The 14,892-nt window shown below is 49.7% G+C and carries 8 protein-coding genes; 4 read left to right on the forward strand and 4 right to left on the reverse strand.

Features of this window, described 5'->3' with window-relative positions; all coding sequences use genetic code 11:
* Nucleotides 1–71: 71 nt before the first annotated feature.
* The gene (gene gorA / locus RCH83_RS05840; protein WP_306519977.1) at nucleotides 72–1,418 is read right to left on the reverse strand and encodes a glutathione-disulfide reductase; all 1,347 of its coding nucleotides are present in this window, start codon (nucleotides 1,416–1,418) and stop codon (nucleotides 72–74) included.
* 186 nt (nucleotides 1,419–1,604) lie between these two features.
* Here gorA and RCH83_RS05845 point away from each other — a divergent pair, with 186 nt between their 5' ends.
* The 4 genes from RCH83_RS05845 to RCH83_RS05860 all read left to right on the forward strand — a co-directional run bounded on the left by RCH83_RS05845 (nucleotide 1,605) and on the right by RCH83_RS05860 (nucleotide 5,384).
* On the forward strand, nucleotides 1,605–2,960 hold the full coding sequence (locus RCH83_RS05845; protein ID WP_306519979.1) for a DNA recombination protein RmuC: 1,356 nt from the start codon (nucleotides 1,605–1,607) through the stop codon (nucleotides 2,958–2,960).
* A gap of 119 nt (nucleotides 2,961–3,079) precedes the next feature.
* Nucleotides 3,080–3,775 carry an ABC transporter substrate-binding protein gene (locus RCH83_RS05850; RefSeq protein WP_306519981.1) on the forward strand — a complete coding sequence of 232 codons (696 nt, stop codon included), beginning with the start codon at nucleotides 3,080–3,082 and terminating at the stop codon, nucleotides 3,773–3,775.
* A gap of 165 nt (nucleotides 3,776–3,940) precedes the next feature.
* Nucleotides 3,941–4,429, forward strand: a complete 489-nt coding sequence (locus RCH83_RS05855; protein ID WP_306519983.1) for an alpha/beta fold hydrolase — start codon at nucleotides 3,941–3,943, stop codon at nucleotides 4,427–4,429.
* 58 nt (nucleotides 4,430–4,487) lie between these two features.
* Nucleotides 4,488–5,384 carry a DMT family transporter gene (locus tag RCH83_RS05860; RefSeq protein WP_306519985.1) on the forward strand — a complete coding sequence of 299 codons (897 nt, stop codon included), beginning with the start codon at nucleotides 4,488–4,490 and terminating at the stop codon, nucleotides 5,382–5,384.
* Nucleotides 5,385–5,388: 4 nt separating this feature from the next.
* Here RCH83_RS05860 and RCH83_RS05865 read toward each other — a convergent pair whose 3' ends face one another.
* The 3 genes from RCH83_RS05865 to RCH83_RS05875 form a co-directional block, all read right to left on the reverse strand.
* Nucleotides 5,389–7,251 carry a response regulator gene (locus RCH83_RS05865; RefSeq protein ID WP_306519987.1) on the reverse strand — a complete coding sequence of 621 codons (1,863 nt, stop codon included), beginning with the start codon at nucleotides 7,249–7,251 and terminating at the stop codon, nucleotides 5,389–5,391.
* Nucleotides 7,252–7,259: 8 nt separating this feature from the next.
* Complete coding sequence (locus RCH83_RS05870) at nucleotides 7,260–8,183, reverse strand: diguanylate cyclase (protein WP_306519989.1); 924 nt, start codon at nucleotides 8,181–8,183, stop codon at nucleotides 7,260–7,262.
* 98 nt (nucleotides 8,184–8,281) lie between these two features.
* A complete protein-coding gene (locus RCH83_RS05875; RefSeq protein ID WP_306519991.1) occupies nucleotides 8,282–14,836 on the reverse strand; it encodes a response regulator in 6,555 nt (2,184 codons plus the stop codon).
* Nucleotides 14,837–14,892 lie beyond the last annotated feature (56 nt).

Raw genomic sequence — 14,892 nt, forward strand, 5'->3', positions numbered from 1 at the left:
TGCAAACAAAAAAATAACAAGCCCTGAACACCTAAAAGGTTGTTCAGGGCCACTGCAGTGGCGGTTTAAGTTTATCTCAGCGTGACAAACTCTTCCGCCGACGTTGGATGTATGGCCACACAGTTATCAAAATCGGCTTTGGTGGCGCCCATTTTTATTGCCACGGCAAAACCCTGCAGCATTTCGTCGGCGCCAAAACCTATTACATGTAAACCCACTATTTTTTCGTTGGCGCCCTGGCAAATCAGTTTCATTTTTGTTGGCTGGCGGTGTGAAGTGAGGGCGCTGTACATCGCAGTAAATTCACTTTGATACACTTTAATGCTGTCGCCAAACTGGGTTCTGGCCTCACTTTCAGTCAGGCCAATGGTGCCAATGGCCGGGTGTGAAAACACCACTGTTGGCACCAGGTTGTAATCCAGATGCAAATCGGTTTTGCCGTTAAAAAGCCGCTCGGCTAAACGTCTGCCTGCCGCTACTGCCACCGGCGTTAATGCCAGCCGGCCTGTGTTGTCGCCTATGGCATAAATGTCGGGCACATTGGTGTTCTGGAATTTGTCGGTTGTAATAAAACCCTGCTCATCCAGTGCTACACCAGCGGCTGCTAAATTGAGATTATCTGTGGCCGGGCTTCGGCCTATCGCCCAGATCAAACAATCAACTTCGAGCATGCCGCCGTTGTTCAGGCTCAAGCGCAAACTGCCATCCGGGTTTTGCGTAACTGCCTGTACCTGAGTGTGTGGGTGCAAAGTTAAACCATCACGTGCCATTTGTTCGGCAAGGGTGGTGGATAACATCTCGTCAAAATAACGCAAAGGCTTGTCGTGGCGTACCAATAAATGGGTCTGGCTGCCCAGTGCGTTTAGTACCCCGGCAATTTCGACAGCGATATAACCGGCGCCCACCACGGCCACTCTTTTGGGTTGTTGTTGCAAAGCAAAAAAACCATCACTGTCGATACCCAATTCGGCTCCCGGAATATCGGGCCAGCTGGGTTTGCCACCAGTGGCAATACTGATGTGATCCGCACTGTAGAGTTTGCCGTTTACTTCCACAGTGTTAGGACTTACAAAACGGCCAAAACCCTGAATGACAGTGACATTATTTTTGGCAAGCACTCTGTCGTATGAAGCGTGAATGCGGCCAATATAAGCTTCGCGGCTTTGAATTAAGGTGCCCCAGTCGAGTGGCGGTGTATTGGTATGAAAACCATAATCGGGCGCCAGTTTAAAAGCTTCGGCCACTTGTCCGGCAAACCACATGGCTTTTTTTGGCACACAACCTACATTGACGCAGGTGCCACCCAGCGCTTTGGCTTCAATAATGGCGCATTTTTTACCATGGCTGGCCGCTCTGTTGGCGCTGGCAATACCGCCGCTGCCACCGCCAATGGCGATATAGTCAAAATGTTCAGTCATTTGATGATCCCGGATAAGGTGCCAGTTGAGGCGCTGTTTGATAATCTGAACCTGTTATATGGTGTCGGCACAACAATTACAAGGCAGCAGGGCTTTGGGTAGTGGATTTGGTAAAAGCGCTGTATAGTAATACAGTTATTTACCGCTAAATTTTTAATAAAAGACGATAAAACTCAGGAGCTTAGCATGGATTTGTTTTTTGCCGGCAGCCACCTCTGGCCCATGCTGACATTGGGGCTACTGTTGTTGTTGGGGCTAAGCAGCTGGCGTTTTTTATTAAAACGTCAGGCGCAGGCGCTTGAACTGATGCGGCTACAAACCGAGTTGATGGCCAGTACCACCCAGTTGCAACAACAAAAACAACTGACCAACGAAGCTTTACAACAGCAGGCACAACAACAACAACATTATCAGCAGCTTAAAGAAAAATACGACCGGCTAACTGTGACTTTGCAAGAGCGCCAGCAACATTTTCACAGCCAGCTGGCTTTGTTGCAGGACAATAAAGCTCAGCTAAAACAAGAGTTTGAGCTATTGGCCAATGAAATTCTGCAACGTAAGGGTGAAGACTTTAAACAACAAAGCAGCCAGAGCCTGTTGCAGTTATTGCAGCCATTACAGGCCGATATGAAAGGTTTTCGCGACAAAGTTGAGTCTATTCACACCGAAGAGCTGAAACAGCGGGCTGAATTAAAAACCGAACTGGTGAATTTGCAAAAACTAAATTTTGCCATTACCGATCAGGCCGCCCGTTTAACCAATGCCTTACAGGGCCAGAAAAAGACTCAGGGCAACTGGGGCGAGCTGATGTTGGAAAATGTGCTGGAAAACTCCGGTTTAAGGGCCGGGGTGGATTATCAGCGTGAAGTCAGTTTTCACACCGATGAAGGCAGGCGCCGGCCGGATGTGATTGTGTATCTGCCACAACAAAAACATCTGGTGATAGATGCCAAAACCTCGCTGGCGGCTTACACCCGTTATGTCAATGCTGAGCAGGATGAGGAACGGCAACTGGCGCTGCGTCAGCATTGTCAGGCGGTGCAGGATCGTATTCTGGAGCTGGCGGATCGTAATTATTATCAGCTTCATGGCCTGAATTCACCTGAAGTGGTGTTTATGTTTATTCCCATAGAGTCGGCTTATGTGGAAGCGCTGAAACAACAACCTTTGTTGTATCAACAGGCGCTGGAGCGTAATGTGCTGGTGGCAACACCCACCACCTTACTCACCAGCCTGAATATAGTGCGGCAATTGTGGCGGTTTGAAGATCAAAACAAACATAGTGCTGAACTTGCCAGCAGGGCAGAGAAGTTTTACGCCAAACTGACAGGCTTTCTGGAAAGTATGCAAGGGGTTGGCAAACAACTGGACCGTGCCCGCGAAAGTTACGACAAAGCTTTTAGCCAGCTTTACAGCGGCAAAGGCAATTTAATTAAACAAGCCGCTGAGTTTAAAGATTTAGGCGTCGCGGTCAAAACCGAAATGGCGGCCGATTTATTGGAAAAAGCCCATTTAGAGTTACCAGTGGTTGCAGACGAATGATGACGAAGCTAAGGCTGTATCCCAAGATATTCTTGCTGCTGCTTTGTGTTCTGCCCAATCAGCTGCTGGCAGCTGCCCAGACGGCAACACCAGCCTCAAAGGCTGAACCCTGTTTTTTGGTGGCACATCTGAATGAATCTAAAGCTGACACTGCAGCCGAAGGTTTATCTTTGCCACGCTGGTACGATTTACATGCCCGTTTATTGCATTTATTAACAGATGCTGCCGGTTGTCAGTTGAAGGTAGTAGGCAGCCCCTGGCCACGTTCACTGACGTTATTACAACAAGGCAAAATTGACCTGATGTTAACCATGTCTTACACAGCGGAACGGGCGCAATATGCTGATTTTATTGGCGTGCACTATATGGAAGAGTCGGTGCTGGTGCTGCATAAAAACTACCTGAATCAGGTGCACCAGCTGAGCGATATTAACTTATTGCCCGGCAGTATTGGTGTGCTCAGGGACGCTTATTATGGCGAAGCTTTTGAGCAGCTGCGGCATGAAAAAAATTATCAGCCCTTTTTGTTATATGCCAACAGCCTGACCCAAAAACTGAATATGCTGAAAAAAGGCCGGGTGCTTGGCATGATTGAAGATAAAACCCAGTATATGGAATGGAGTCAGCTGTATCCTGAGTTAAAACAGCAATACCGCCTGAGTCTGAGTTTGCATAAAGCACCGGTTTATATAGTAGCCAGTAAGGTTGGTGTGTCGCCCAGGTTACGGCAGCGACTGCATCAGGCGTGGCAGCAGGTTTATGGCAAAGAAAAACACCGGGCTATTCTGGCCGAATTTGGCTGGGCGTTAGAGTAGGTTATGATGGCAACAGCAGCTGCAGCTCAGACCACTCAGCAGAGACCTCAGCGTGACGCTTTGCAGCATGCTGAGCAGACGGCTGAACACACAACTAAGCACACAGCTAAGCACACAATTAAGCAGGCATCGGGACCAATCACGGACAGCGCAGCACAACCACTGGTGGTGTGGGTGGGGGGCGCGCTGGATAAATACACCCATTTGCTCAAACAGTTTGTTGGCCCGAATCAGCAGTATTTTCAGTGGTTTGAATATGCTGCTTTGGCCCGCTGGCTAAAGCAGCATCAACAGCAGCCTGTAGTGCTGATAGGTCACAGTTATGGTGCCAGCACTGCAGCAGCTGTGGTTGCGGCCGGCCATCCGGTGCAGCAGTTGATCACTATAGACCCTGTCAGTTGGCGTAAACCCGACGGCTGGGCGGTCAGGCAATATGCCAGCCAGTGGCAGAACTATCTGGCCAGCGACGCCAGGCTGAATTTTGCCAATCTGGTGGCCAGATGTGGTGGTCAGTGGCAACAATGGCCAGCCTCTTTTGCTCACCAGCATCAGTTGTTGCAGGCCGACCATGCCACTGTGGTTGCCAGAGCTTTGCTGGACTGGCGGGCTCAGCAACAAATAACACAAACACTCAACAGCAGGCCATCGGTCTGATGTTGGCGAAAAACATCAGCTTTGACACTTAAAGCGAAACAATAAACGGAACCTCCTGATGAATTCAGCTGCTGTAACTTCTGATGAATGGCCAGGCCTGTGGCGTATGCTGGTGGCTATGTTGTTATCCGGCACTATAGGTTGGTTTGTGGTCGAAAGTGGCCAGAATACGGCCACTGTGGTGTTTTACCGTTGCCTGATTGGTGGTTTTGCTTTGTTGTTGTATCTGAGCTGGCAGGGCGGCTGGCAAAAGTTAAATAAAACACAAAGTGGTTATCTGGTGCTGGGGGGGTTGGCTTTGGTGGCCAACTGGTTTTGTTTATTTGGTGCTTATCATTTAAGTTCTATTTCTATTGCCACTCTGGTGTATCACACCCAGCCGTTTTTTTTGTTGTTGATCACCGCCTTGTTGCAACGTCAGGCACCATCGGCTGCGCGCTGGGGTTGGCTGGCTGTGGCATTTTGTGGTGTGGCGCTGACCACCGGGCTGCAGTTTGGTGACAATCATCAGCAGTTATGGCTTGGGGTTGGTCTGGCGGCACTGGCCGCTTGTTTATATGCGGTGGCAACCTTAACCACCCGCCAGTTAACCGGAGTGCAACCAGCGCAAATTGCCGGTTTGCAGATGATGTTGGGTGTGGTGCTGATGTTGCCGCTCGACAAAACCAGTCTGACAGAATTGGCTTTGCCGTCGCTGGCGGCTTTGTGCACGCTTGGTCTGGTGCATACCGGGTTGATGTACAACCTGATGTATAGCGCCTTTCAGCGTTTGCCGGTCAGCAGCATTGCGTTTTTATCTTTTGTTTATCCGTTGGTGGCGGTGTTGATTGATTTATGGTTTTACCAGGTGACGTTGTCCTTGTTACAGGTATCAGGCATGCTGCTGATTTTACTGGCAATAGTGGCTAACCAACGGCAATGGGCTTTTTGGCCTTTTGCCGTGCTGCGGCGTTAGCTTGTTATTGGTTCAGGCTCAACTGCCGGCTGTGCTCCTGCAGCTGTTTACAAAGTTGCAGTACCTGTGGCGCTACTGTACTGGCCGGTTGTTTTAACTGTTGTTCCAGTTCGGCGGCAAGCAGGCTTAAGTCGGTAAAACCAAATAACGCTGCCGTGCCTTTGAGGGCATGCGCCTGATAACGGGCGGCCGGCCAGTCGGCTGCGTTGCAATACTGATGCAGTTCGGTCATTTGTGCCGGCAATGCCTGCACAAATCTGTTGGTCATGGCGCGTAGTTCTGCCTGGGGCAGTTGCAATTGTTGCTGATGATGACGTCCGGCTAAAAAATGATTCAGCACAGCGGCAAATTTGTACCTGTCTACCGGTTTAGCCAAATGGCTGACAAAACCAGCCGCCAGATAACTCTGCACTTCATGGGTCATGGTATTGGCGGTCAATGCCACACAAGGGGTGTCGATGCCGGCGGCGCGTAACAGGCTGATCGCCGCAACACCATCCATCTTCGGCATCTGAATATCCGACAAAATTAAATCAAAATCGTCCATCAGCGCCGCTTCAACCAGCTGCTCGCCATTTTCGACCGCCAGCACCTCAATGCCGGCATGTTGCAACATACGTTGTAACAACTGCCTGGTGTCGGCTTGATCTTCAGCCAGCAACACCCGGCCTTGTATCTGTTGTCGTGGTAATGGCGCCGGCACCTGCCTTTGTTGTTGCAGCACTATTTCAGCTTCAGTCTGTAATTCGCTGCTTTGTGCTGCGGCCACAAAAGCAATGCTGGCGACAAAACAACAGCCCTGACCTTCAACTGCACTTTGCAGATACAAAGAACCACCCATTTTTTCACACAGCTGCCTTGCTATCACCAGCCCAAGGCCGGTGCCGCCAAACTGACGTTGTACTGACACATCGGCCTGACTAAAAGCCTGAAATAACTTTTGCTGTTGTTCAGCACTAATGCCTATACCACTATCCTGCACCGCAAAAATCAGCTGGTTGTGCTGGCGGCTGATAGTGATCCGGACAAAACCCTGTTCGGTAAATTTGATAGCGTTATTACATAAATTCAGCAAAATCTGTTTTAGCCGCGTTGGGTCGGTTTGTAACTGGGAAGGCAGCGGCAATTGATAATGTAAGGAAAACTCCAGCCCTTTTTGCACAGCGCGTTCTTTTACCAGCAATTCCAGATCCAGCATCAGCTGACACAGATTCACCGGCAGTACTTCTAAATCCAGTTTGTTGGCGGAGATTTTTGATAAATCGAGTAAATCGTTTAACAAGGCCTGCAGATGTTTACCGTTGCGGCAAATGGTCTGAATGGCCTCTTGTTGATCAGCCTGATCAAACTCACCTGCCAGAATAGCTTCGGCATACCCAATCACAGAAGCGAGTGGGGTGCGGATTTCATGGCTGATGGTGGCAAGAAAACGGCTTTTGGCTTCATTGGCCTGTAACAGCTGTTCTGTCAGCAGTTGCAGTTCGTGACGTTGGCGCACCAGCCGCAACTGGGTGGACACCCTGGCCTTAACAACCTCAGCGTGGAAAGGTTTATGGATATAATCCTGCGCCCCCAGTTGCAAACCCCGTTGTTCATGGTCGGCCGACTGCAGGCCGGTAATAAAAATCACCGGAATTTGGCAGGTCAGGGTATTGGCGCGCAGCGCCCTTAAGGTGTCAAAACCATCTAACCCCGGCATCAGTACATCCATCAGGATCAGATCGGGTTTAAGCTCCAGACATTTGTCCAGCGCCTGCTGGCCGTTTTGCGCCAGCCTGATGGCATAATCAGGGCGCAATAAATCAGCCAAAACCTTCAGATTGGTTTTTTCGTCATCCACCAGCAACAGGCTGGCCCGCTCCGACATCACTGTCTCTACTCCTCCAGTGTCGGGTCTTTACTCCACAACACCCGGTTTTTGCCTTCCCGTTTGGCCTGATACAGCATATCGTCGGCCTGTTTTAATGCCTGCTCCGCAGAGTCTGCAGCTGCAGCCCTGACAGTACAGCCACCGGCGCTGATGGTTAACACCCCTTGGGTTGGCTGATGCGGAATTTGCAGGTTAACAATGGCCTGACGACAGTTTTCAATCATCTGCCAGCTGGCTTGTGGTGGTGTTTCCGGCAGGATGATAACAAATTCTTCACCACCATATCGGGCGATAAAATCAAAAGGACGTTTTAATTCGGCCGAAAGGGTTTTTGCCACAGCTTGCAGCACTCTGTCGCCGGCAGCATGGCCATAAAAGTCGTTATAGAGCTTAAAGTTATCTACATCCAGCATCACCAGCGACACCAGGCTTTGTTTGCGGCTGGCGGCACGCCATTCCTGCGACAGAATTTCTTCATATTTTCGTCTGTTGGCGACAGTGGTCAGCGGGTCTATATTGGCCAGTTGTTCCAACAACAGCCGTTGCCTTGCCAACTGCAGGTGCAGTTTGATTCTTGCCAGCACTATGGCGGCGTGGAAAGGTTTGTTGATGTAATCACAGGCGCCCAGCAGCAAACCTTGTTCTTCATGGCTGACGTCGTTCAGTGAGGTAATAAAAATAACCGGAATAGCACAGGTATTGGCGTCGTGTTTGAGCCTGCTGATCACTTCAAAACCATCAATACCAGGCATCACTACATCCAGTAATATCAGATCAGGCTGGTATTCAGCGGCCTTACGAATGCCCTGTTCACCATCCTGAGCCAGAATGACGTCCACTTCATCCCGCAGAATATCGCTGAGGATTTTGAGGTTGGATTTTTTATCATCCACTATCAAAACCCGTTGTTTTTGCGGTTTAGTGCGCATAATACTCCGGCATTTTCAGATCCTTACGCCAACTGCAGCTTGAAGGCCGTGACTGTGTTACAGCGTTCAGTTTTTGCAATAAAGCTATGCTTGTCAAATCAGCTTTGGGCTTTTTGCAGCTGTTGCAACAATTGCTGACAGTGTACTGCAGCTCTTTCGTATTCCACATCACTGATTTCATCGGTGATCTGACACAGTTGCGGCCAACATTGTTGTGAACGGCCCAGTTCAAGTAAGGCTGGCACCAGTTCTTCAGCGGCAAAATCAGACTCCCGCAACAAAGGTAATAATGCCTGCAACACAGCTTCCAGACTAACAAAACCGGTTTTTTGCGCTTGCGCCGGCATTAATCTGCTGAGCTGGTTTTGCAGTTGGGCTAACTGCTGCAGCATCAGTTCAAAGGCCTCGGCTTCTGCGCCTCCTTCAGCCAACATGGTTTCCAGTTTCTGGCAACTTTGTGACAAGGTAAAAGCACCAATATAAGCACTGGTGGACTTCAGCGAATGTATATCCAGATGCAGCTGTTGCCATTGTTGCTGCTGGTACAGTTGTTGTAGTGTCGCCACCTGGCTGCGGTGCTCCTGTTCAAAATCACGCAGCAGATTCAGATACAACGAGGTTTTGCCGCCCAGATTTTTCTGTGCTTGCACAGTATCCAGATCCGGCACTATTGCCAGTTGCGTTAACAACAATTGTTCGTCCGGGCTTAGTGCCATATCCCCTTCTTTTTGGGCAGGGCTTGTCACCGGGGTTAAATAAGTCAGCAGGGTGCGGTACAACTGTTCCGGGTCAATAGGTTTGGTTAAATGTTCGTTCATACCAGCCACTTTGCTCTGTGCTATGTCGCTTTGCATGGCATGCGCCGTCATGGCGATAATCGGCAAATCGGTCAGCATCAGCTGCTGGCGGATTTGCCGGGTAGCGGTCAGACCGTCCATTTGTGGCATCTGAATATCCATCAGTACCAAATCGTATTTTTGCTGTTGCAGCCGGCGAATGGCCAGCAGACCGTTTTCTGCGATATCGACCTGCACCTTACTGTCTTTTAATAATCCCAGCGCCACCTGACGGTTGATAGGGTGATCTTCCACCAGCAGGATGCGGTAAGGTGATAAATTGGGGATCTGACTGTCTTGTGCCACCATCCGCCGTGCAGCAGGCTGTTCATGCTGTTGCATGTTGTAAATAGCGTCCAGCAACATCGAATGGTTCACCGGTTTTTCAATAAACTGGTGAATTTTCACCCCTTGCAGATTGGCTTTGGCCTGCTCTTTGTCATAAGCAGAGACCATCAGAATATGTGGGGCGTTATCAAGTTGCTGAATGCGGCGCGAAGTTTCAATACCGTCGAGCCCCGGCATACGCCAGTCCATCAACACAAAATCATAAGGGCGGTTGATATTGCGGGCTTGCTGCACCAGTTCAATGGCCTGATAACCATTGTCGGTTTCGTCGGCTGAAATACCAAGTTCAGACAACAGGCTAAGCAGCACAGTGCGGGCCAGGCTGATATCATCGACCACCAGCGCACGCAATTTGCCAAAATCGAGCGGCAGGTTGCTGTGATTTGCTGCAGGTAAAGCCGGGGCTTTGCCCAGCATAATGCTGAAATAAAAAGTACTGCCAACATCAGGTGTACTTTCCAGCCAAATTTCACCTTGCATCAGTTCGCACAACTGTTTGCAGATAGCCAAGCCTAAACCTGAACCGCCATATTTGCGGGTAATAGAATCATCGGCCTGGCTGAATGACTGAAACAAACTGCGTTGTTGGTCAGGTGAAATGCCAATGCCGTTGTCGCTGACCGAACCCTGAATTTTCAGCTGTTCACCTTGATCGGACACCAGTTGTAATTTAATACCAATGGCACCCTGATCACTGAATTTCACTGCATTGCTGATCAAATTCACCAGCACCTGCTGAATACGCAGTGGGTCGCCTAACAAAGCCGACGGAATTTGTGGATCTATGTCACACACCAGTTCCAGCCCTTTGGCATGGGCTTTGAGCGCATTCAGATTCACAGCACGGCGTACCACTTTTTCCAGCGGGAAGCGGGTTTGTTCCAGTTCCAGTTTGCCGGCCTCAATTTTGGAAAAATCCAGAATGTCGTTAACCAGGCTCAGCAGCACTTCACCGGATTCCTGAATTTTGCCAATATAATCCTGTTGTTCGCTGTTCAGTTCGGTTTTGATCGCCAGCCGGCTTAAACCTATCACCGCATTGATGGGAGTGCGGATCTCGTGGCTCATTCTGGCTAAAAAGGACGATTTGGCGGCAGTGGCATCTTCAGCACGGATTTTGGCCGACGCCAGCTCCTGAGTACGCTCCCAGACTTTTTGTTCCAGGTTTTTATTGGCGGCCATCACCTGATGGTACAACCTGGTGTTTTCAAACAATATGGCGGTCTGGTTTGCCAGCAGCTGTAGCAGATTAATACGTTGTTCGGTAAAAGCGCCGGTCAGTTCAAAATGTTCCAGATAAAGCAAACCATACAACTGACCGCTGACAATCACCGGAATACACAAAATGGCCGCTGGCAGGGGCTGTTGTGCTGTGCTGCTGACTAAATCCTGCAATAAATGAGTGGCAGTGCTGGTGTCGTTGATGAGCCTCGGCTGCAGACTGCGACAGACCAGCGCCTGCAGCTGGCCAGACAATAAACGTCCTGTTGTGTTTTGTGGTGAACAGGCTTTGGGTTGTAGTTGTTGTTCATCATCAAGCAGTAACAGATGTCCGGCTTGGGCTCCGGCATTTTCAACAATTAAATCAATCATTTGCTGCAGGAAGGCAGCCAAATCTATCTGGCCGCTTAAAGTTTCGGCTGCCTTGAGCACTGACGCCATATCCAGCAGCTGACTTTGTGGTTTGTGCTGTTGTTTCAGCTGAGGCTGTTGCTGTTGCATCAGGGCCACTTTGTTATGTGCCTGCCATTGCTGATAACTTTGTTGTGCTTTGTGTTGATACAATGCGGCAAAATCGGTTTTATCCTGACTTTGCCAATAAGCGGCGGCCAGCTCCTGGCTGATAGCCAGATGTTGAGTAAAACCACTGTTTTCGGCCAGTTCTATTGCTCTGTCATAAGCCTGCCAGGCTGTTGCTTCTTTATTAATGGCGCTGAGTTCGGCCATCAGCAATGCAACTTTATGCCGGTGATTGGCGCCACCCCGTATTGACCATTTGTGTAACAACGTCAGATATTGTTCTGCCAGCGGTCGCCACTGTGCTTCAAGTTTGCTGTTTTGTTTACAAAGCCGGGTGGCAAGCAAAGCAGCAAAAAAATAAAACTCGGTCTGGTGATATAACGACATGGCAACACCGACCAGTGGCAATGCCGCCTGGTAATGCCGGATGGCGCTTTCATCATCAGCGGCCAGAAAGGCCAGCATTAGTTTGATGCTGTGATAACAAAATAAAATGGTGACGTTCTGGCTTTGTTCCAGCAGCGGAACTTCCACATCTTCGTCAAAAGCGGTTCCGGACAACAACAGCAAGTTGCCGTCGTTTTGTTGCAGCGTCAGCACAAATTGTTGCCATAACCGGATAAATTGCAGGTTGTAGGCAAAACGTTTGTCCGCAATAAACTGGTGGTATTTGCTCAGGTTTGCCGCCACTTCATCCAGTGGCGTGCCGCTTAGCACCTGATAAAAACTGAAAAACAGCGCTGAATGCACTGCGTATTCCAGATTGCTGTGTTGCAGTGCCACAAAGACGTTTTGTTCAAGCGACTCTAAACTGTCGGCCAGAGGGGCATTCCATGGCAATACAGTAGCGGCCCGCTGGAAATTCAGCTCTGGCGCAAACTTGCCCTGATATTGCTGATTGACTGCCAGCGCCAAATCGGCAAAATCCAGCGCTTCTTTGTATTGATCAAAAGCACCACAAAGATTCTGTGCATAAGTGGAATAAGCTTTACTGGCGGCGGCGCAGTGGCCATGGCGGATAGCCAGTGTCACCAGCGCATAGCTGACCGCCAGGTAATGCTGAGGGCTGACGATATAAGCCACACTTAATAAAGAGTTCAGAATTTCCAGCGCCAGCAGTTGTTCAGGCGCGGTCAAGGCCGGGCGTTGATATAAATCGGCAATATGTTCTTTGTTATACAAATTTTCCAGTTGCAGGTAGCGCGTTGCTATATCGTCACGTTGTGTCAGGTCGATGCCAAGCGGCAACAACACAGACTCGGCCAGACTAAAAGCGGCGACAAAATCATTACGGGCAAACAACAGCAAAATTTGCAGTTTGGCCACCTGCATCCGGCTCAGGGTGTCGGCGGCCTGTTCAGCCAGCAACTGACAACGCATCCCTGCTTCTTCATATTGTTGCGTCAGATACTGACAACTGGCCAGTCCAAGTTCAGCTTCAAACAACAAAGCTTGTTGTCCGGCCGGACATAAAGCCGCGGCACGCTGATAATAAGCGCTGGCGTCATGCCAGGCATTGCTGGCTTGCGCCTGTTGTCCGGCCTGTAAATTAAGTCTGGCGACCTGGTCAGCACCAAAATGGCTGACCGCAAGTTCCGAAGCTGCGTTCAGATGGTCAATAAAAGCAAATAACTGCTGATTTGGTGCACTTTGCTGCAGATAATAAGCCGCTATCGCAAAGTGTAATTCGGCTTCATCTGCGGCCGCAGTGGCAAAAGCGGCCTGTTGCAGTCTGTCATGTACAAATCGCAACATGCTGATACTGCCGGCGCTGTTGCTATAGGCCGTCATAATACCGGCGTCCACCACTTCGGCGATCAAGGGTTCAATTGCGGCATAACTGACTTTCAGCACAGACTGTAACAGCTGGGTCTCGGCTTTTTCACCTAATAAAGCCGAAACTTTCAGCAGTTGTCGCGCCGCTTCAGACAGTTTTTCAAAACGTTGTGCTGTCAGCTCTACCAGATTATCGGTGATATTCTGTCGGGCTATCTGCGACAGATCCCAGTGCCAGTGACCGTTTAAGTCACAGCTGAGCAGTTGTTCCTGTTGCAAAGTTAATAAAAATTGCCGGACAAAAAACGGGTTGCCGCTGGTTTTGCTGATCAGCAGGCTGGCAAAATCTGTCATGCTGGCAGCGTTTTGTTGCAGGGTGTCGGCCAACAAAGCAGTGACTGCAGGTAAATCCAACGACGACAACTGCAGATGCTGGGCCTGGATGCCGGCATCATCAAGCTGGGTTAATAAATGCCGGACCGGATGTACCACATCCATTTCGTTGTCGCGATAAGACAACAATAACAACACTCCACTGATTTGATCATCGGTCATCAGGCTGTGCAATAACCGCAAGCTGGATAAATCAGCCCATTGCAGGTCGTCCAATAACAAGACCAGAGGCCGCTTTTCACTGGCGCTTTGTGCTGCGACCACCCGGAAAAACCGCAATAACAGTTGGTCAAAATTGCTATCTGCCCTTGGTTTTGCTGCCATCAGCGGTGCTGTACTGTCCGGCAACAAAGGTTGTAATGCTGGCACCAGGCTTAACAATAAAGCGGCATCATGGCCTACTGCCTGTTGCAGCTGTTGTTGCCAGTGGCGCAATTGCTGTTCGCTTTCCTGTAGCAGCTGTTCGGCCAGTTCAGTCAGAATTTGTTGTAAAGCGCTGTACAGTTGGTTGCGTTGATACTGGTCAAATTTACCACGGCAAAAATGCGGCCGCTCCGCCAGAGTCTGGCGATACAGCTGTTCTATTAATGCACTTTTGCCAACACCGGAATAACCTTCGATCAGCACCAGCTGGTTTTTTGCTTGTTTGCGCACCGAACTGTACCAGGCCAGTAGTTGTGCCTGCTGTAATTCACGGCCATATAACTGACCGGAAAACTGCAATTGTTGATGGCCAAGCCGCAGTGACAAAGCCGGTAATTCAATTTGCTTCAGCTGCTGCCATTGTTGCAGCATCAGCGCCAGATCATGCAGTACACCGTTAATATGGCTATAACGCTGGTTTGGGTTCTTCTGCAATAACGTCAGGATAAGGCCGGACAGGCTGGTGGGCAGCATCGTTAAGGGGGCCGGCGGCAGTGCAATATGGGCATACACCAGTTCCAGCGGTTGCTGCTGCGCAAAAGGATAAAACCCGGCAACAATACGGTAAAACAATACCCCAAGGCTGTATAAATCGGTGCGCTGATCTAAAGGTGCATTCACCCGGCCTGTGGCTTCAGGTGCCAGAGTGCGCAGCATGTTTAAGTCACTTTGACTGTGTAAACGCAAACCCTGCACTGTTTTAATGGCAGCGACCTGGCTGGTATCCAGCAAAACCAGCTCCGGACTGTTGGCTTTTTGATAAATGGCGTTTGGTCTTAAAGCGCCAATCACCAGTTGTTGCTGGTGAAATCTGGCCAATAGCCGTGCCAGTTGTAACATCAGCTGCAGCTGCGCTGTTAAATCAGCCTGAGGCAAGTTCTGACAGAGTTGTTCAAAATGAAAGGGCAAGTCGCTTTTGGCATAACAGAAATAATCTGCCTGATTGTCAGACCATTGTTGTAAAGGCGCAGGCAAAGCCGAAGGGAATTGTTGCAGTTGCAGCGACAATTGTGGCCGGTTTTTATCCAACTGTTTGACCAGCACCTCTTGTTGATTTAACCGGGCACTGTATAGTCTGGCATAAGCTGATAAAGGCGCTAACTCGGCAACTTGTTGCAGCTGTTTTGATGACAACATAAATGAAATTCCGTCTTTAAGCGGGAAATGGCGGATGCTGCTTCCAGCTTATGCAT

It is taken from the genome of Rheinheimera sp., assembly GCF_030824435.1.
Classification (GTDB): Bacteria; Pseudomonadota; Gammaproteobacteria; order Enterobacterales; family Alteromonadaceae; genus Pararheinheimera.

Excerpts from the sequence above, each read along its gene's own strand:
- RCH83_RS05845 (WP_306519979.1), top strand. The coding sequence starts at position 1,605 with ATGGATTTGTTTTTTGCCGGCAGCCACCTCTGGCCCATGCTGACATTG.
- RCH83_RS05865 (WP_306519987.1), bottom strand. The coding sequence starts at position 7,251 with ATGTCGGAGCGGGCCAGCCTGTTGCTGGTGGATGACGAAAAAACCAAT.
- gorA (WP_306519977.1), bottom strand. The coding sequence starts at position 1,418 with ATGACTGAACATTTTGACTATATCGCCATTGGCGGTGGCAGCGGCGGT.
- RCH83_RS05870 (WP_306519989.1), bottom strand. The coding sequence starts at position 8,183 with ATGCGCACTAAACCGCAAAAACAACGGGTTTTGATAGTGGATGATAAA.
- RCH83_RS05860 (WP_306519985.1), top strand. The coding sequence starts at position 4,488 with ATGAATTCAGCTGCTGTAACTTCTGATGAATGGCCAGGCCTGTGGCGT.
- RCH83_RS05875 (WP_306519991.1), bottom strand. The coding sequence starts at position 14,836 with ATGTTGTCATCAAAACAGCTGCAACAAGTTGCCGAGTTAGCGCCTTTA.